Annotated in this window: 15 protein-coding genes; 9 read left to right on the top strand and 6 right to left on the bottom strand. The window is 75.2% G+C overall.

Annotated elements, in window-relative coordinates; all coding sequences use genetic code 11:
- Nucleotides 1-10 precede the first annotated feature (10 nt).
- Nucleotides 11-1282 carry an ABC transporter permease gene (locus tag ITJ64_RS13325; RefSeq protein WP_370545183.1) on the top strand — a complete coding sequence of 424 codons (1272 nt, stop codon included), beginning with the start codon at nucleotides 11-13 and terminating at the stop codon, nucleotides 1280-1282.
- 488 nt (nucleotides 1283-1770) lie between these two features.
- On the opposite strand, the gene ITJ64_RS13320 is transcribed toward ITJ64_RS13325, so the two are convergent.
- On the bottom strand, nucleotides 1771-2181 hold the full coding sequence (locus tag ITJ64_RS13320) for a VOC family protein (RefSeq protein ID WP_194681264.1): 411 nt from the start codon (nucleotides 2179-2181) through the stop codon (nucleotides 1771-1773).
- Between the two features lie 433 nt (nucleotides 2182-2614).
- Here ITJ64_RS13320 and ITJ64_RS19160 point away from each other — a divergent pair, with 433 nt between their 5' ends.
- From ITJ64_RS19160 to ITJ64_RS13300, 4 genes are all read left to right on the top strand, one after another.
- On the top strand, nucleotides 2615-5692 hold the full coding sequence (locus ITJ64_RS19160; RefSeq protein WP_194681263.1) for an FtsX-like permease family protein: 3078 nt from the start codon (nucleotides 2615-2617) through the stop codon (nucleotides 5690-5692).
- Between the two features lie 77 nt (nucleotides 5693-5769).
- Nucleotides 5770-8598 carry an ABC transporter permease gene (locus tag ITJ64_RS13310; RefSeq protein WP_194681262.1) on the top strand — a complete coding sequence of 943 codons (2829 nt, stop codon included), beginning with the start codon at nucleotides 5770-5772 and terminating at the stop codon, nucleotides 8596-8598.
- Complete coding sequence (locus ITJ64_RS13305) at nucleotides 8595-9569, top strand: ABC transporter ATP-binding protein (protein WP_194681261.1); 975 nt, start codon at nucleotides 8595-8597, stop codon at nucleotides 9567-9569. Before ITJ64_RS13310 ends, ITJ64_RS13305 begins: the two co-directional genes overlap by 4 nt.
- Nucleotides 9569-10246: an ABC transporter ATP-binding protein gene (locus ITJ64_RS13300; RefSeq protein ID WP_194681260.1), complete on the top strand. Its 678-nt coding sequence runs from the start codon at nucleotides 9569-9571 to the stop codon at nucleotides 10244-10246. The genes ITJ64_RS13305 and ITJ64_RS13300 overlap by 1 nt, the downstream gene beginning before the upstream one ends.
- A gap of 28 nt (nucleotides 10247-10274) precedes the next feature.
- On the opposite strand, the gene ITJ64_RS13295 is transcribed toward ITJ64_RS13300, so the two are convergent.
- Nucleotides 10275-10478: a hypothetical protein gene (locus tag ITJ64_RS13295; RefSeq protein ID WP_194681259.1), complete on the bottom strand. Its 204-nt coding sequence runs from the start codon at nucleotides 10476-10478 to the stop codon at nucleotides 10275-10277.
- A 163-nt stretch (nucleotides 10479-10641) separates the two neighbouring features.
- Here ITJ64_RS13295 and ITJ64_RS13290 point away from each other — a divergent pair, with 163 nt between their 5' ends.
- Nucleotides 10642-10911: a hypothetical protein gene (locus ITJ64_RS13290; RefSeq protein WP_194681258.1), complete on the top strand. Its 270-nt coding sequence runs from the start codon at nucleotides 10642-10644 to the stop codon at nucleotides 10909-10911.
- Between the two features lie 50 nt (nucleotides 10912-10961).
- Here ITJ64_RS13290 and ITJ64_RS13285 read toward each other — a convergent pair whose 3' ends face one another.
- Genes ITJ64_RS13285 through ITJ64_RS13275 form a run of 3 tightly spaced genes read right to left on the bottom strand, consistent with a single transcriptional unit; the run spans nucleotide 10962 to nucleotide 14414 of the window.
- Nucleotides 10962-12248, bottom strand: a complete 1287-nt coding sequence (locus tag ITJ64_RS13285; protein ID WP_194681257.1) for an MFS transporter — start codon at nucleotides 12246-12248, stop codon at nucleotides 10962-10964.
- 9 nt (nucleotides 12249-12257) lie between these two features.
- Nucleotides 12258-12878 (bottom strand): helix-turn-helix transcriptional regulator, encoded by a 621-nt coding sequence (locus ITJ64_RS13280; protein WP_194681256.1) that lies wholly within the window; start codon nucleotides 12876-12878, stop codon nucleotides 12258-12260.
- A gap of 60 nt (nucleotides 12879-12938) precedes the next feature.
- Entirely contained in the window at nucleotides 12939-14414 is a 1476-nt protein-coding gene (locus ITJ64_RS13275) for a glycosyltransferase family 39 protein (RefSeq protein WP_194681255.1), read from the bottom strand.
- 65 nt (nucleotides 14415-14479) lie between these two features.
- On the opposite strand from ITJ64_RS13275, the gene ITJ64_RS13270 reads away from it, so the two are divergent.
- On the top strand, nucleotides 14480-15622 hold the full coding sequence (locus ITJ64_RS13270) for a heparan-alpha-glucosaminide N-acetyltransferase domain-containing protein (protein WP_194681254.1): 1143 nt from the start codon (nucleotides 14480-14482) through the stop codon (nucleotides 15620-15622).
- Nucleotides 15623-15678: 56 nt separating this feature from the next.
- Nucleotides 15679-16665 carry a hypothetical protein gene (locus ITJ64_RS13265; RefSeq protein ID WP_194681253.1) on the top strand — a complete coding sequence of 329 codons (987 nt, stop codon included), beginning with the start codon at nucleotides 15679-15681 and terminating at the stop codon, nucleotides 16663-16665.
- Nucleotides 16666-16743: 78 nt separating this feature from the next.
- Here ITJ64_RS13265 and ITJ64_RS13260 read toward each other — a convergent pair whose 3' ends face one another.
- Nucleotides 16744-17550 (bottom strand): glycosyltransferase, encoded by an 807-nt coding sequence (locus ITJ64_RS13260; RefSeq protein ID WP_194681252.1) that lies wholly within the window; start codon nucleotides 17548-17550, stop codon nucleotides 16744-16746.
- Between the two features lie 129 nt (nucleotides 17551-17679).
- Between ITJ64_RS13260 and ITJ64_RS13255 the strand changes: the two genes are divergently transcribed.
- A complete protein-coding gene (locus tag ITJ64_RS13255) occupies nucleotides 17680-17967 on the top strand; it encodes a hypothetical protein (RefSeq protein WP_194681251.1) in 288 nt (95 codons plus the stop codon).
- The last annotated feature ends 3 nt before the right edge of the window (nucleotides 17968-17970 follow it).

Raw genomic sequence — 17970 nt, 5'->3', positions numbered from 1 at the left:
GGCTTCCGTTGTGACGGCTGTCGTGAAGGCGGTGCGGCGGCGCGGCGCGGCGCACCTCGGGGTCCGGACGCGGCTGCTCCGCGACATCGGGGGAGAGGCGCTGGCGAGCGTCGGTGCCCGGCCGGGGCGGCTGCTGCTCGGCGTGCTCGGAACGCTCGTCGGGATCGGCGCGCTCGTGATGACCCTGGGGCTCGGTCAGACGGCCTCGGGCCAGCTGTCGTCGCGCTTCGACGCGGTCGCCGCCACGCACGCCGAGGTGGAGCCGGCCACGGCCGAGGGGAGTGACGGCACCGCGCGTCCCGTCGCCGCGTTCCCGGACGACTCGCTCGCCCGCGTCACCGGGCTGGCCGGAGTCACCGCAGCGGCGCTGCTCGCGCCCGTCGATCTGGGTGGTCGCGAGATCACGACCGTCCCGGTGCTCGACCCGGCCCGCGCGCCCACCACGCCGCCCGCCGTGGTGGCGGCATCCGGAGATCTGCTCACCGCGGTCGGCGGTCGGCTGGAACGCGGGCGGATGTTCGACCGCGGCCACGACGAACGGCACGACCGGGTCGCCGTACTGGGCGCCGAGGCGGCCGAACGCCTGGGGATCACGTCGATCGACTCACGGCCGACGGTGTTCATCGGGGAGCACGCCTATGCGGTGATCGGCATTCTCGCGAGCAGTGAGACGCGTCGGTCGCTGGAGTCGGCGGTGATCCTGCCCCTCGGCACCGCGCGGGCGGAGTTCCCGGGCGTGACGGCCTCGACGCTGGCCCTCGGCATCGCGCTCGGTGCCGGCCGGCTCGTGGCGCATCAGGCGCCGATCGCGCTCGCCCCGTCAGCTCCCGAGGCATTCTCGGTTTCGGCGCCGGGGGAGCCGACGACGTTCCAGACCGGGCTGCAGGGGGATCTCGACCTGATCTTCCTGGCGATCGGTGTCATCACGCTGCTCGCCGGGGCCGTCGGGATCGCCACGACGACGCTCAGCGGCATCGCGGAGCGGATCGGCGAGATCGGCCTGCGCCGGGCGCTGGGGGCGACCCGCGGGCAGATCGCGGGGCAGTTCCTGGCCGAATCGGCCGCCGTCGGGTTGCTGGGTGGCCTGATGGGGTCGGCGGCCGGCGTCGTCGTGGTCGTCGGCGTGTCGGTGGCTCAGGGCTGGACGCCGGTGCTCGACCTGGGGCTGGCGTTCGGTGCGGCGGCGGCTGGCGGTGTCGTCGGGCTGCTGGCGGGGCTCGTGCCGTCGTCTCGTGCGGCGGCGATCGAGCCCGCGGATGCGCTGCGGACGACCGCGACCTGACCGGGTCTCGATTCGCTGATAATGCACATTATGTCAAGTAAGTGGGATCGGGCAGGACGGGGGCTCACCGCCCCATCGGCTTCCACTTCGGCAGGGCGATCGGTTCGGCGACGGTCTCGGGTGGGTTCTCCAGCAGGCGAAGCGACGAGCGGACGTTCAGCACCGCCAGTGTCGCGTCGACCATCCCCGACCTCCTCATCACCATGGCGGGCAAGAGCGTGAACTACCCTCACGGCACGGCGAACCTGGCCGAGATCTTCCGCTCGTGGAGGGAGACCACGCGGGCGCTGCACGAGGCCGTGACCGTTGCCGCGCATCCGCCCCGCCCGTGGAGCAACTCGTCGACCGCGACCATCTACCACCACGCCAACGACCGGCCGATGGGCCAGATCGGTGAGGGCTTCTCGGTGAACGTCGCGACGAGCTGGGAGGCCCAGTTCTTTTGCGGCGAGCTGGCGATGACCCGCCGATTGGCGCTCGGCCGGGCGTCAGCCGGCTGCGGCTTGGGCGTCGCCTGCAGCATCGGCGTCGGCGTCGGCGTCGGCCTGGCGGATCGAGAAGAGGTTGCCGAAGGGGTCCAGGAGCTGGCAGAGGCGTTCGCCGGTGAAGACGGTCTTCGGGCCGCGGTGGGCGGTGGCACCGTGGGCCGTCCAGTCGTCGACGAAGGCGTCGACGTCGGGGACGGTCCAGTACGGGCTGGTACCCGACGGGCCGGGTGTGTTGAGCTCGTCGGTGCGATGCAGGGTCAGCCGCGTGCCGTCGATGTCGAAGGCGACGAGCGCTCCCCCGCGCGCGACGGGCTCACGGCCGAGTCGCGCGGTGTACCACTCCACTGCGGCGTCGAGATCGTCGACGAAGTAGAAGACGTTGCCGACACCGGCGAAGGTCGGGGCCGTCATGCGGCACCGGCCGGGGCGGCGCCGAGGCGGGATGCCAGCCGGAGGGCGGTGGCGAGGGCGGTCGCCGTGGACGTGGCCGTGTCACCGTGCGGCCACTCCCCTGTCCCGGTGCGGCGGTCTTCCGCAGCGCAAAGCGCCGATCGCCTGTCCGACATGCGAGCCCCTCTCGGTGAACAGTTGCGCTGCGGATCAGCGCCGCACCCCGAGCCTACGAGTCGGCCGGCCATCGAGGGACACCCTGCCAGGGCCACCCTGCGCGCCCGGAACGCGGCACGACCCCGCCCGTCCGCCCTCGACTACACCTGATGATCGCACTCGGGTTAGAGTTGCGCTCATTGCCACGTCACGCCCGCGCAGCGACCCGCCGAGGAGGGGATCTCCCGGGGTCTCCCGCGCCCTCTCCGCCGCCTCCACCCTCGCCTCGCTCGCCGTCGTGGTGGCGCTGACCGCGGCCGTGCTCGTGGGCGTCTCGGGCTGGGTGGCCCGGGCGACGGCCGACGCATCGGGTGAGGCGGTGGCCTCGGCGGTGGGTGCGGCCGGTGCGCTGACGGTGTCCGCACCGACGGCCTCGACCAAGGGCGACGACTCGGGCGCGGCGGCGACGGCTCAGGATGCGGCCGTCACCACCTTCCTGCGCGACCGGTTCGCCGGGGCCGGGGTGCAGCTGTCCCACACGACGGCGGTCGCCGCGGTCGCACTCGCGGTGGTGCCGGATGCGGCGGCGACCGAGGGAACAGGAGGCACCGCTGCGCGCGCACTCGCGGTCGCCGACGACACGCTCCCCGACGACGCCGCGCTCGTCGACGGCGCCTGGCCGGGCCCGGGCGAGACCGCGGTGCAGGCAGCGGCAGCCCGAGCGCTCGGCATCACGGTCGGCGACACCGTGACGCTCGGCGGGGCGGCGACGTCGCCCGGCTCGGGCACCGTCCTGACCGTCAGCGGAACCTGGCAGCCGCAGGATGCGCTCGCACCCCGCTGGGCCGGGCGGCCGGCCTTCACCTCGGGTCACGACGGCGCGGATGCGGGCCCCTTCGTCGTCACCGGTGAGCAGCTGATCGCGTTCGGCGGCACCCCGAGGTCCTCGTGGGTCGTCGCACCCGACGGCCGGCCCGACCCCGCGCAGGTGCGCGCGATCGCCGAGGCCGCCGAGGCGAAGGCGCTCGAGGGGGCCCTCGACGTCGCCGGGGTGATCGGCACCGATCCGGTGGCGATCACGGGCGGCCTCGGTGACACGGCCCGGCGCGCCGACGCCGCCGCCACGGCGGCCACCAACCTCACGGCCGCCGCCCTGGTGCTGCTGGTGCTCGTGGTGGCGCTCGGCAGCAGCCGCCTGATCGTGCTCGGATCCCGCCGCCGCGAGAGCACCGACCTGCTGCTGCGGGCCCGCGGCGCCTCCCGGGGCCAGCTCGTGCGCTGGTCGGCGGCCGAGACCGCCGCGGCCGTGCTGCCGGCCGCCGCGCTCGGCGTCGCGGGCGGCTGGGCGGCGCTCGCCGTCCTCGGCGTCGCCGCAGGCAGCGGCGCGAGCGACGGCACCGTCGGTGGCGCAGTCGACGATGCCGTCGGCGGCGCAGTCGGCGGCGCCGCGCTCGACCCGGTCGGCCTCCTCGCCACGGCGGCTCTCGTGCTCGCCCTGCTCGGCACGGCGGCCGCGCAGCCCGTCCCGCTGCCCCCGCTCGGCCGGCGCGCGGTGCCGGCCGGCGCCCTGCGCATCATCGGCCTCGCCGTCCTCGTGGTGGCGGCCGGCGTGGCCGTGGGGCAGCTCATCTCCTCCCCCGGCGAGCTCGGCTCGGCGGGCATCGCCGCGGTGCCGCTCGCGCTGCTGGCCGCGTCGGTCGCCGCCTCGGCCGGGGTCGCCGCGTGGGCCCGGCGCCGCACCGCGCTCGGCGGGCGCGCCCGCTCCGTCTGGCTCTTCACCGCGTTGCGCTCCCTCCGCGTGCGCGCGTCCTGGTTCACGGCGGTGGCGCTCGTGGTCATGCTGGCCTCGGCACTCTGCGTCGTCGCCTCCGCGCTCCCCGGCTCGGTGCAGGCAGCTCAGGATGCGCGGGCCTCCGACAAGGTCGGCGCCGACGCCGCCCTGCAGCTCGACACCCCGACCGTGGTCGCGGTGACCCCCACCGCAACCACGACCGCCGACTCGACCGCGACCACCGGCACCGGCACCGCCACCACCCACACCGCGCCCACCGCCGCCACCCCCGCCGCCCCCACGCTCCTCGCCGCCCTCCGCGACACCCCCGGCACCCGCACCGTCGCGGCCGTCCTCGCCACCACGGTCGCGGTCGGCCGCGAGAACATCCGCGCCATCGCCCTCCCCGGCGACGCAGCGGAACCGCTCACCGGCGAGGCCTTCCTCCCCGACTCCCCCCGGCCCTCCGGCGTCGGCCCCACCACCGAGACGGTGAGCGTCCGGGTCACGGCCGAGGAGCGCGACCGCCCCGGCTCCCTCTCGGGCACCGCCTGGCTCGCGGCCACCGACGGCGCGCTGGCGGCCGTCGACCTCGGCACCGTGACGCTCGCGGCCGCCGGCGGCGCCGAGCTCGCCGCCGCGCTCCCGACCGGTTTCGCCGACGCCGAGCTGCTCGGAGTCGACCTGCGCTACGACGCCGCCGGCGACCCCGACAGCGAGCACGTCACCGTCGACGGCGTGGCCGGGCTCGACGCCTCGGGCACCGTCACGAGCGGCTACGGCACCGACCGGCTCTCGAAGTCCGAGCTGCAGCTGTCGTCGAGCCAGGCCGTCGGCCGGGTGCTCGTCGACGATCCGGATGCTCCCCTGAACGTCACCCTGAGCACCGACGCCGCGGCGAAGCTCGGTCTGGCGGTGGGCGACGACTTCGGCTTCACCCCTGCCTCCGGACGCAGTCTCGACGCCACCGTGCAGCGCCTCGTGCCGAGCGTGCCCGGCGCCGGCGGCTCCCCCGCCCTCGCGCTCGACACCGCCGACCTCGCCCGCGCCTCCCTCGGCGCCTCCAGTTCGCTGCTCACGCCGGCCACCGTCTGGGTGGCGACGAGCGACACCGACGCGGTGGCCCTCACCGCGGCCGCCCGGAGCGACGCCCCCTGGAGCATCGCCACCCGGCAGGCGGCCGGGGCATCCGGATTCGTGTCGACCGGCGTCGCGGTCTGGCTGCTGGTCGCCGGCGTGGCCGTGCTGATGGCCTTCGTCGCGATCGCGGCGAACGGGGCGGTGCTGCGCCGGGCGCGCCGGGGCGACGAGACCACGCTGCGCGCCCTCGGCTTCGTCGACCGGCAGCGCCGCCTGCGCCGCCTGGCCGAGACGGGGGCGGCCGTGGCGGTGTCGGTCGTGGCGGGTCTGCTGGTCGGGGCGCTCACGGCCGCCCTCTGCACCCCGGTGATGGGCACCTCCGCCGTGGGCGGCCGCACGGTGGCCCCGCCGTTCGCCGACTTCGCGCTGCCGGTGCTCGCCGCGATGCTCGCGGCCCTCGTCGTGACGCTCGCCGCCGCCACCCTGCTCGCCGCCGCGGAACCCCGATCGGAGCGGGCCCGATGAGCCGCCCCGGCCGCCGACCCGGTGGCGGGGTCAGGCGCGGGCAGGCACTCCCCACGACGACGGCCGAGGGGCGACGGATGCGCGCCGCGACCCCGAAGCGCGCACCCCGCGTTCCGGGCACCGCCCGCTTCGCCCGGCGCGCGGTGGCGGCCGCACCGGCCATGACGATCGCGCTCGCCTCCATCGGCTTCATGCTGCTCGCCGCTCTGGTGCTCGGACCCGCCCTGCTGACGCAGTCGGCCACCGCCGCCCTGCGCTCCGACCTCCACGCCGCGGGTGCGGCCCGCACCGACGCCGTCACCGAGGGCATCCAGGGCGTGGACGCGGGCCCGGCCCCCCAGGGCACCGGCGACTCCCCCGCCGACACGGACGGCGCAGCGGGCCCGGCCGGCACGGCGGGCGCACCAGGCCCGGCCGACGGCGCCCCCGCCCGCAGCGACGAGGTGCAGGCCGTCTGGGGCCGCCTCGACTCCTCGCTTCGCGCCCTCCGCGCCGAGCAGCCCGAGCCCCTCGCCGGCGCCCTCGGCGACCCCGGCGAAGCCCTCGTGTTCGACGCCCTGGCGGTGGCGCCCCTGGTCGCGGGCACCCCCCTCCGCGACTCGGAGCTGTCACTGGCCCTCGACCCCGACCTCGCGAGCGACGTCACACTGGTCTCGGGCGAGCTGCCCGGCCCCGCGCTCGCCCGCGAACCGGTGCCGATCGCGCTCTCGACCGCCGTCGCCACCGAGATGGACTGGCCCGTCGGCGAACAGCGGATGCTCCCCGCACTCGGCGGCAGCCCGATCATCGTGCAGCTGAGCGGCATCGTCGAGGCCGCCGACGCCGACGCCCCCGTCTGGAGCCACATCGCCGAGACCCTGCGCCCGGCCCTCGTCGCCCGGAGCGACGGCGGCACCTACGCCCGCGGCACCGCCCTCGTCGACCCCGCCTCCCTGGAGCGCCTCAGTCTCGTGGGGCCGGGCTCGCGCACGCTCGCCTGGTTCCCCGTGGCCGTCGACCGGCTCGACGCCCCCGACGCCGAGCTGCTCGCCCAGCAGACCCGGGCGTTCTTCGGCACTCCGCGCGAGCTCGCGGGCGGCAACGACCCGCGCTACTCCTTCGGGGGCGAGCTGCCCGCCCTGCTCGACGACTCCGTCGCCGCCCAACGCGAGACCGACTCCTTCGTCTGGACGGCCCTGAGCGGCCCCGCCCTCGGCGGCGCCGTCGTGCTCGGCCTGCTGCTGACCCTGCTGGTGCGCACGCGCCAGGGCGCCCTCCGCCTGCTCGAGGCCCGAGGCGCCTCCACCCCGCGGCGACGCCTCGTGCTCGGGGCGGAGGCGGCACTCGCAGTGGCGGCGGGTGGCGCCCTGGGCGCGGTGCTCGCCCTGGGCGCCTCGTGGTCAATCACCGGCGGCGTGCTGATCGCACCGTGGGCGGCCGTGACCGCCGTGGCGCTGGTCGTCGCGGTCGGGTGCGGAGCCGCTCTCGGCCACCGCCCGGCGCTCACCCGCCCGCGCCCGGGAGCCCCGGCATCGGGAGGGTCGCCCGCCGCGGCGACGACCCGGCTGGTCGGCGAGGCCGTGCTCGTGCTGCTGACCGCGGCGACCGTGCTCGCGCTGGTGCAGTGCGTGCCGGTGCCGGCCGTGCCGGTGCTCGCGCCGGTGCTCGTCGCCCTCACCGTGGGCGTGCTCGCCGCCCGCGCCCTGCCCGCACTCCTCGGTGTCGTGCGGCGCCGTGCCCGACGCTCCGCCGGGGCGATCCGGATGCTCGGCTCCTCCCTCTCGACCGGTGCCTACAGCGCCCCGGTGGTGATCGGCGTCGCGAGCGCCCTGGCCCTGACCCTGTTCTCGGGCGCGCTGCTCACCACCTCCCGGGAGGCCGTCGTGGACGGCGCCGTGGCCGAGGTCGGCGCCGACCTCGCCCTGCGCGGCCCCGGCCTCACCGCCGACGTGGTCGACCAGGTCGCCGCGACCCCCGGAGTCGACGCCCTCGCCGCGGTCGTGGTCGACCTGCCCGTCACCGTCACGGTCGGCGCCGGGGCGTCGCGCCAGAAGCTCCGGCTCGTGGTGACCGACACCGCGGCACTGCAGCGGGTGCAGTCCGGCGAACCCGGCAGCACTCCGGTGCCCGAGGGCCTGGCGACGGTCGGGTCCGACGGTTCCCTCCCCGTCGTGGTCTCCGCGTCCGCCGCCGAGGCCGTGGGCGACGCGGAGCTCAGCCTGCGCGGTCACACGCTCGAGATCGTCGGCACCGCGCCCGATCGCTCCGCACTCACCTCGGCGGGCACCTGGATGCTCGTCGACTCCGCCGCCGCCTCGGCCGTCATCGGCATCAGCGGCACCGCCGACGTGGTGCTGGCCGACCTCGACGGCTCCCGGCCCGAGGCGGAGGTGCGGGCGGAGCTCCGCACGCTGCTCGGCGACGACGTCACGATCCGGTCGCCGACGGCGCAGGCCGAGCAGGCCTTCGCGAGCCCGCGCATCGGGGCCGAGCAGACCGCCCTGGTGAGCGCCGTGGTGGGCGGCATCGCGGCGGCAGCGGGCGCCGTGCTCCTCGCCGCCCTCGCGGCGGCCGGCGCGCGCCGGCGTCGTGAGACGGTGATCGCCGCCCTCGGCGCGCGGCGCCGCCAGCTCTCCGCGCTCGCCGTCTGGGCGGCCGCCCCCGCCGCGGCCGTCGGCACGGCGGCCGGCCTCGTCGCCGGTCTCGCGCTGCCCCCGCTGCTCATCCCCCTGCTCGGCCTGCCGTCGCTCGACGGAGCCGACGGAGCCGACGGAAACGTCGGAGCCGGCGGAGACGCAGCAGCCGGCAGCGCAGCCGCCGCCGTGCACCTCGACTCCGTCCTCGCCGTCGTGACCGTGGCCGCCTTCCTCCTCGCCGCCGCCGCGGCCGTGCTCGTCACGGCCGCGCAGAAGGGAACACCCCGATGATCTCCCCCGCCCCCTCCCGCGCGCGTTCCGCACCGACCGCCGTGCCCCGGGACGCCCCCGCCGTGCTCTGCGCCGGTCTGGTGCGCATCTTCACGACCGCCGGCGTCGAGGTGCAGGCCCTGCAGGGCCTCGACCTCCTCGTGGAGCGCGGCGAGCTGGTCGCCATCGTCGGCGCCTCCGGCTCGGGCAAGTCGACCCTGCTGAACGTGCTCTCGGGCCTCGACACGCCGACGGCCGGCCAGGTCGAGGTGGCGGGACGCGACGTGCTCGCCCTCGACGAGCGGCAGCGCGTCGACTTCCGCCGCCGCACCGTCGGCTTCGTCTGGCAGCAGACCGGCCGGAACCTCCTCCCCTACCTCACGGTCGAGGAGAACGTCGCCGTGGTCGCCGCGATCGCGGGCACGCCGAAGCGGCAGCGGGCCGGGCGTGTCGACGACGTGGTGGGCCTGCTCGGTCTCGACGGCATCCGCGACCGCCGCCCCGCGCACCTCTCGGGCGGCCAGCAGCAGCGCGCGGCCATCGCCGTGGCCCTCGTCAACGAGCCCGAGGTGCTGCTCACCGACGAGCCCACCGGCGAGCTCGACGAGGCCGCGACGGCCGACGTGCTCGAGGCCCTGCGCGGGGTGAACGCCGAGCGGGGCGTGAGCACGGTGATCGTGACGCACGACGCCGGGGTCAGCGACCATGTCGGGCGCACGGTGCGCATCCGAGACGGCCGCACCTCGACCGAGACGCTGCGCCGGTGGGACGTCGACGCGGAGGGCGACGAGCTGCACGTCGCCGAGGAGTTCGCGGTGCTCGACCGCTACGGCCGCCTCCAGCTGCCCGAGGAGTTCACCGGCGCGCTGGGGCTGAAGGAGCGGGTGCGGCTGGGACTCGAGCCCGACCACATCCGGGTGGAGCAGGGCCACGAGCGGTCCCGGCCCGTGCCTCGGCGTGGACGCCATGCCCTGGGCGGGGAGGAGGAGTGATGTCCGTGGTGCTGGAGGGTCAGGGGCTCGGCCGCGTGTACCGCACGCCGGCGGGCGACGTGGTCGGCTGCGAGGGGGTGTCACTCACCGTGGCGGCCGGCGAGCTCGTGGTGGTGATGGGCGCATCCGGAGCCGGCAAGAGCACGCTGCTGTCGATGCTCTCGACGCTCGACCGGCCCACCTCGGGCCGGGTGCTGGTGGCGGGGCAGGACGTCGCCGCCCTCGACGAGCGGCGCCTCGCCGAACTGCGCCGGCGCGACGTGGGCATCGTCTTCCAGGACTTCGCCCTGCTGGACGACCTCACCGCCCAGGAGAACGTGGAGCTCCCCCTGCGGCTGCTCGAGGTCGACCCGGCCGAGCGCGACCGGCGTGTGGCCGAGGTGCTCGCCCAGGTCTCGCTCGCGGATCAGGCGGCGCAGCGACCGGAGGAGCTCTCGGGCGGACAGCGCCAGCGGGTGGGGATCGCTCGCGCGCTGGTGGCGGGCCCGTCGCTCCTGATCGCCGACGAGCCCACGGCCCAGCTCGACAGCGGCAACGCGGCCCTCGTGCTCGACCTGATCCACGAGGCCGTGCGCTCGCGCTCGCTCGCGGCGGTGGTGGCCACCCACGACCCGGCCTTCGCCGAGCGGGCCGACCGGGTCATCGTGCTGCGCGACGGCCGAGTCGACCCCCGCTGACCGGTCGGGGCTCTTCGGTCGTCGCTGTTCAGTCGTCGCCGATCACGTCGTCGGGCGGCTGGCCGAACTCGAGCTCCCACTGGATCGCCTCGGGCGTGGCGTCGCCCTGCCACTCGGCGTAGCGGGTGCGCCAGGCCTCCACCGCCTCCTCGGGCCACAGGGCAGGGTCGTGAGCGAGGCCGAACTCGTCGACGAAGCCGTCGTAGAGATCGGGGTAGCGGGGTCTGTCCATGCATCCAGCGTTCGGACGATCGCCGCGGATCCGCCACCGCCTTGACAGCGGCGGCCGGTTCCCGCTCGCCGGGCGGGGCTTGTGCCCGCGGGGCACTTCGCATACTGGACAGGCGGCCCCGCAGCCCCTTCTCCCCACCGGGCCCGGGTCGGAGGATCGGATGATGGACGGCGACGACGGGCACGGGTCTCCGCCTCCGCCGCCCTCCCGCCCCGAGTCGCTCGTGACCGGCCGACACGGGCGGCTGCTCGTCCTGACGCTCGGGGAGCCGGCCGTCTGGACCGTCCGGCGTTCGGGCGCGCGCCCCACGCTGGCGCTGCTCAGCGACGAGACGCACGACGACGCCCGGGGTGGCATCCGCTACACGCTGCGCGGCCCCGGCCTCGACCTGACCGGCCCGGACTGGCGTGCCCTCCTCGACGCGCTTCCCTAGCGGAGCCGGTCGACGGGCGGGGTCGCCCCAGCGCGCGGACGGCGCGCACGTCACCCCGCCGAGATCTCCTGCCGCCGGGCGGGCAGATAGAGCAGAGCCCCGACCACACTGAACGATCCGGCCACGACGAAGGCGACCCCGGTGCCGAGCGCGTCCGCCAGCGGGGTGAGCAGCAGCAGCCCGAGACTGTAGCTGCCGCCCGCGACCATCGAGTTCATCGACAGCACCACCGCCCGGTTGGCCCCGGTCGCCTGCCGGTGCAGCAGCGCGGCGTGCATCGGCCCGGCGGCCCCGTGCGTCAGGTAGGCCAGCCAGAACGCGGCGATCAGCCCGACCGGCCCGGCGACCAGCCCCATGGCCACCACCATCAGGCCGTTCAGGATGCGCGCCCCGATCGCCGTGGCCGAGACGCCGGCGCGCCGGCTCACCAGCCCGGCCACCGCCGATCCCGCGGCGAACAGTGCCCACGCGGCCGCCGCCGAGGGGCCGAACAGCGCGCCGGCCGCGTCCTCGCCTCCGACGAGGGTGGCGAGCCGCACCGGCGTCAGCGTCTCGAAGGCGATCATCGCGAAGCTCCAGAACACCTCGACGAGCACCAGCGACCTCAGCACGGGTGCCGTGCGGAGCATCCGGAGACCGGCCAGGACGACCCGGGGAGCATCGGCGGCGACCCGCCGGCGGCCCTCGGAGACCCGGGGATGACGCGGCTCGCGCACGAGCACCGCCACCAGCACGGTGTGCCCCGCGGTCAGCACGGTCGCCACCACGAACGGCGGCACGAGGGAGGACCAGGCGTGCACCGGGTGCCAGGCGATCAGCGCCCCGCCCGCGAGGGCTCCGCCGGCGATGGCGACGCCGAGCGCGGTGGCGGCGCGGCTCAGTCCGCGTTCGACGGGTGCCGCCGGATCGGCCGCGTGGGCGGTGTCGACGAACCAGGCCTCGAGCGGACCCGAGTCGAGCGCCCGGAAGACGCCTTGCAGCACCAGGGCGGCGGCGAACATCCAGAACCCCGACGCGGTGACGAACAGGAGGGACGACACCACCGCCAGCCCACCCGCGACGATCAGCAGCGGGCGCCGGCCGAGGGCGTCGGCGAGACCGCCGGTGGGCAGCTCGAGGGCCAGCACCACGAATCCCTGCACGGCCAGCAGCGTGCCCACCTCGGTCAGGCCCAGGCCGCGTTCGAGGGGAAGCAGCACGGTGAGGCCGAAGACGAGCCCGACGGGCAGCCACCGGGTGACGGTGAGCAGCACCAGCCGGCGCTCGGCGGCGGCGACGGTCAGCGGGGCGGGCGCGGGCACTCCGGTGTCACCGCCGGGGTCATCGCCCGGGGTCATGGCTCGTTGTCACTGCTCAGGGTCACGGGTCGGCTCGGGTTCGCCGTCCTCGGGCGGGTGCGGGTCGAGCGGGCTGGTGTGCCGGTAGAGGAAGACGCGTCGGGCCCGGGGATCGCCGGCACCGAGCATCCGGTACCGCTCGACGACGGCGGCGAGCTCGGCGTTCAAGTCGGCCGTCTGCTCGGGCGTGACGGTCACGACGGTGTCGCTCTGGCCGAGCACGTCGACCCACTCGGCCGGCCACGCCGAGGCCGAGTCGTGCCACTGCTCGGCCCGGGCGGCGAACTGCCGCAGGTAGTCGCGCTGCAGCCAGTCGAGCGCGGTGCGCGCGTCGGGGTCGTCGGCGAAGTCGGACTCGGTCCAGGAGTGGAAGTCGGTGGCTGCGCGCCAGAGCCGCCGCCGGCCCTCCCCCGCACCGGTGTCGGCGACCAGGCCCACCTGCTCGAGGGCGCGGAGGTGGTAGCTCGTCGCGCCGGTGTTGGTCTGCAGCCGGGCGGCCAGCTCGGTGGCGGTGGCGGGACCCTCCGTGCGGAGCCGGCCGAGCAGCCGCGACCGCAGCGGATGTGCGAGCACCCGCACCGCGCGCTCGTCCAGCTGCACCCCGACGTACTCCCCCGACGCATCGCTCATGACCCCACCCTGTCATGCAGAGAATCTATGCACAAGTAGTGTGCATGGCATTGAGGTGCCCTATTGGGCGGTGGCCGGCTCCTCGTCGAGGATGTACAGCGTCACGTCGTCGAGCTCGAGCACCTCGACGGTGTCGTCGTCGATGACCGCCTCGACCGCCGGCTCGACGGGGAACCGGGGCGACTCCCGGGTCGCGACGGCCACGATGTCGGGGTCGTCCGGATCGGTCGTCCAGTGCCCGGCGAGGTAGGTGGTGTACTCCCACGGCGCCATCCCGCCGACCAGCACGTCGCCCTCGGGCACCCCCTCCGCGTCGAGCGACGGCAGCACGAGCGCCATGCCGACGGCCCGCTCGGTGGCGATCACGCCCGAGACCCAGAGCGACGACCCGACCGCCACGATCACGAGGGCACCCGCCAGCAGTCGCAGCAGTCGCGTGCGCGACGCCAGCAGCACCGACACCCCGATGCCGGCCAGCACGCACGCCGGCCACACCCAGACGTAGTAGTAGTGCGAGAGCATCACCCGCGACACGAACAGGTGGAACACGAGCAGGAACGCCATCCCCGCACCCACGTAGAGGGTGAGGGCGGGCGGCCGCAGCCGGAACGCCGCGATCATCCCCACGACGAGCACGGCCGTGGCCGCGATGCCCATGCCCTCGACGGAATACAGCAGGTTCGTCCACCACGGCGGGTCGGTCGTCGCGACCCCCGCGACGACGACGAGGTGCCCGGCGGCGTTGTGCTCCGACTGCATCTGCAGCATGTACGACACGGCCGAGCGGAGGCCCATCGGCAGGTAGAGCAGCACCGAGACCACCCCGAAGACCGCGACGAACACGATCGCGCCGGCCACCGCATCCGCCACCCGTCGCGCCAGGAGCGGCAGCAGCAGGATCGCGGGGATCATCACCGCCGTCGACACCTTCGACGTCACCGAGAGCGCCATCGCGACCGCCGAGACGACGAGCCACAGCCAGGGCAGCCAGGGCCGGCTCCCGGATGCCCGTTCCGCCCGTGACCGCAGCCGGAACCACTGCCAGGCCGCCGCGAACGCGCAGATCGCGAAGAGCACCATGAACGGCTCGAGCACGGCGAAGCGGTCGAGCCGCGGACCGCTGGTGACGCCGTGGGGCATCAGCATCCACGCCCCCGAGGCGAACAGCGCCCCGGCCCAGCCGATCTCGCGCTTCAGCCAGAGATAGATCACGACTCCGGCCAGCAGCACGGTGACGGCGACGGCGATGCGGCCCGCGAGTGCGCCCTGCCCGAGCACGAGCTGCGCGAGCCCGATCAGCAGCTTGGCGGTCGGCGGATGCTCACGGTTCGCCGAGAAGTCGCCGTGCACGTACGACCAGCCGGCCTCGACGTAGATCGGCTCGTCGGAGTTGTAGTTGGCGGCGCCGAGGTTCCAGAAGGCCTGGTACGCGGCCCAGGCGAACACGATCCCCACCGCGACGAGCCGCGCCCCGCGCCGCGCCGGCACCCCCGGGCGCGCCCTCACGCCCCCTTCGGTCACAGCGGCACGGCTCACCCGCCAATCCTAACCGACCGGTGGGCGAAGTCGACACAACCTCATTACTCCGCTAGATTGCCCGGGTGACCGATGCCTCCCCTGCGCCGCGGCCCCGGATCGCCAGCCTCGATCTCGTGCGCGGGCTCATGCTCGTCTGCTCCGTGGCGATGAACAGCCTGCTGGTCACCCCCGAGTGGCTCGACCATGCCCCCTGGGCCTCCGTCCATCCGATCGACCTGGTGTTCCCGGTGTTCGTGACCCTGAGCGGGTGCGGCCTCGGATTCGCACTGGGACGGGGGGTCGGGTTCGGGGAGCTGGCGCGCCGAACCGCGGTGCTCCTCGCAGCCGGGCTGCTCTACAACGCCATCGTGTCGGCATCCTGGAACCTCGACACGTGGCGGGTGACCGGCGTGCTGCAGACCTATGCGATGGTCGTCGTGGTGATCGGGCTGCTCCACCTGCTGACCCGCGGCTGGCGCGGTTGGGCCGCCATCACAGGGCTGTTCGCCGTCGCCCACACGGTCCTCCTCGCCGGCTGGGCGGAGCGGTGCGTGGGCGGGGTGCTCACCCGGGAATGCAATCCCTCCGGGGCGATCGACACGCTCGTCTTCACGGCCGACCACATCTATCAGCTCGGGGCCGGCGGCCACGATCCGGAAGGGCTGGTCGCCCTGCTGGGCACGCTCGTCAGCGCCTCGGCGGGAGCCACGGTCGGCCATCTGCTGCTCTCGGTGCGACGACGGGCGCTCGCGCGGTCGGCGGGGGTCGGCGCGGCCGTGCTGCCCCTGGTCGCCCTGGCCGCCGCTTTCCTGGCTGCGGCGTTCGTTCTGACCTGGGCGCCCACGCTCGTCGGGGCGCGGCCGGTGCCGATGATGAAGCGCCTCTGGTCGCCGCCCTTCGCCCTCGCGCTGGCGGCGGCGACGACGATCGCCCTGCTGCTCGGGCACCTGCTCGTCGACCGCGCCGGCACCGGGCGCGTGCTCCGCGGCCTCAGCTACCCGATCCTGGCGCTCGGACGCAACAGCCTGCTGGTCTACTTCGGATCCCACGTGCTGATGGGTCTGCTCAGCCGCCCCCTGCCTGACGGCACGGTCCCGGCCGAGACCATCGCGGCGACGATCGCGGTCGCCGGCCACGTCCAGGCCACCTGGACCGCAGCCCTCCTGCTCTTCTGGATCCTCCTCACCAGCCTCCTCCACCGTCACCGCCTCTACCTCCGCCCGTGACCGCTCCACCGCGCCCATTTCGCCCGCCGCGCCCACCGCAGCCGCCCGTCGCCCGGATGCTCGGCCGCCTTCTCGGCTGGCTCGGTGCGACCGCGGCGATGACCGCCGCCGTGGTGAGCGGCCTCGCGCTGGCGCCGAGCCCGACCGGGCCACCCCGCAGTGCGGTCTACGTCGTCGTGCCCCACCCCGACGACGAGTTCCAGGTGTGGTCGCTGATCGAGCAGTACACGGTCTTCGTGGTGCTCACGCACGGGGAGCAGACGGAGTACTGCGAGCCGTCCGAGTACGAGACGTCGGCGCAGCCCGACCTCGAGCACCCCGCCGATCCGCTCCCGACCGGCAGGTGGTCACCCGCCTGCAGCGAGGCGCGGCAGAACTCTCTCCTGCGCTATCTCGGCGACATGTCGGCGACGGATGCCCGCATCCCCGGCGACTTCGCCCCGCCGGTGCGCACCGCACCGCTTCCGCTGACCGACGGCCCCGTCTGCCGCTCCGACGGCGCCGACGAGTGCACCTCCGCCGACTCCACGGCGGAGGTCTTCGTCGATCGTCGGAACCGCGGGGCCGTGGTCTTCTTCGACCTGGGCGACGGAGACCTCACCGAGGACGAGGCCGTCTGGGGCATCCGCACCGCCCTCGACCAGCGAGCCGCCCTGGGGCTCGACACGTCCCTGCCGGTCAGCGCCGTGCTCGGCGCCTACGCCGACGACGACGGCGGCACGGGCGGCAGCAGCGGTCAGAGGTGCTTCCCGTACGCGCCTCCGGATCACCTCGCCCTGCACCGCGCCCTCTGGAACGTCGACTTCCACGCCGGGCTGCAGGCAGCGGCCACCTGCGCCGACGATCCGCACCGCTCCATCGCCGCGACGGTCAGCGACGCCGCGGTCGACGCCGCCTTCCGCATCGGGGAGGGCGGCGAACGCCTCGGCGCCCACGTGAAGAACTACGGCTGGCTCTGGCCCGACTACTACCACGTCGCGCGGGAGGGCGAACTGGACCTTTTCACCCAGCAGCAGTACTTCTGGGTGCGCTTCGACGAGTGACGGCACCGCGCAAGTGGGCGGCGGGCGGCTGGGCCGCCGGGCGGCGGGACGGCGGACGGCGGGCGGCGGGGCGGCGGGCTAGCGGCGGGCGGCGGCCCAGGCGCGGTCGCTCTCGGGCGAGCGGAGGTAGTCGAAGAAGGCCGCCTTCGCGTCGGCGAGGGTGTGGTGCTGCCCGACCTCCTCGTCGACGAAGGTGTAGCCGGCGTCGACGTGGGCGAGCGTCCAGCCGAGGCGGCGGGCGACCGCGTTCATCCAGATGTCCTCGAGGAAGAGGTAGGGCAGGGGCAGTGCCGTGAAGAACCGCCGGTCGTCGACGATCGAGGCGTCGAGCACGCTGCCGCCGGTGCCGACGTAGGTGGCGTCGTCACCGGTCGCCGGGGTGCGGTCCCAGTAGCCGGTGCCCTGCGTCCAGGCCCAGACCCCGTGCACGGTCCTCGGGGCGAACGCGGCGAGCAGCGCGGCCACGAAGGTCGGCGCGATCTCCTGGTCGTCGTCGAGCAGGATGACCGGGCCCGCGAAACCCGTGCGGCGCAGCCGCGCGAGCAGGTAGAAGCGCGCGATGCCGCCGACGTTGATCGGGCTCTGCACGAGCTCGACGCTCGCGAGCGCCCCCTCAGGGGCTCGGCGCCGCAGCACCTCGGCGTAGCGGGCGCGGTCGCGGCGCTGGTTGTTCCAGAGCATCAGCCGCACCGGACGATCGCTCTGCTGGGCAGCGAGGCCGTCGAGCACGGCCTCGAGCCGGTCGGGCCGGTTCCACAGGCACATCACGACCGGAACCGCGGACGCCACCGGAGCGCCCACCACCCGGCGCGCCGGGACGAGCCCCCGGGCTCCGAGTCCCATGAGCACCGAGCGGGCCACCAGCCCCAGTCGTCGACGGATCATCGGCCCCATTCTCGTGCACCCACCGCTCCGTCCGCGAATCCCCCTCGACGAACGGCGGCGGCTCGGTGCCGCCTCGGCCGCCCGGCGCCCGGGGTAGGCGCCCGTAGGCCGAGGCCGTAGCATCGTGTCGTGACCCGCCGCATCCGCTCGCTCGTGATCGCCCTGCGCGTGGCCTACGCCGCCAGCCTCGGCACCTTCGTGCTCGCGGCGGTCGTCGCCGCCGGCGCGGCCGTGACCACGTTCTCGAACGAGCCGGGCGGCGGCTTCGACATCGCGTTCGACGTGCCCGACGACTCCCCCGCCCTCGTGCCGACGTTCTGGCTGGCCCTGCTCGCCTTCGCCTTCGCCGCCGCCGGGGCGCTGCTCACGGTGCTGGCGCGGGTCTCGTCACCGGACTACTCCGTCGACGAGCACTGAGGC

Source organism: Herbiconiux sp. VKM Ac-1786 (genome assembly GCF_015350805.1).
Classification (GTDB): domain Bacteria; phylum Actinomycetota; class Actinomycetes; order Actinomycetales; family Microbacteriaceae; genus Herbiconiux.
This window is presented reverse-complemented; position numbering and strand designations above follow the sequence as displayed.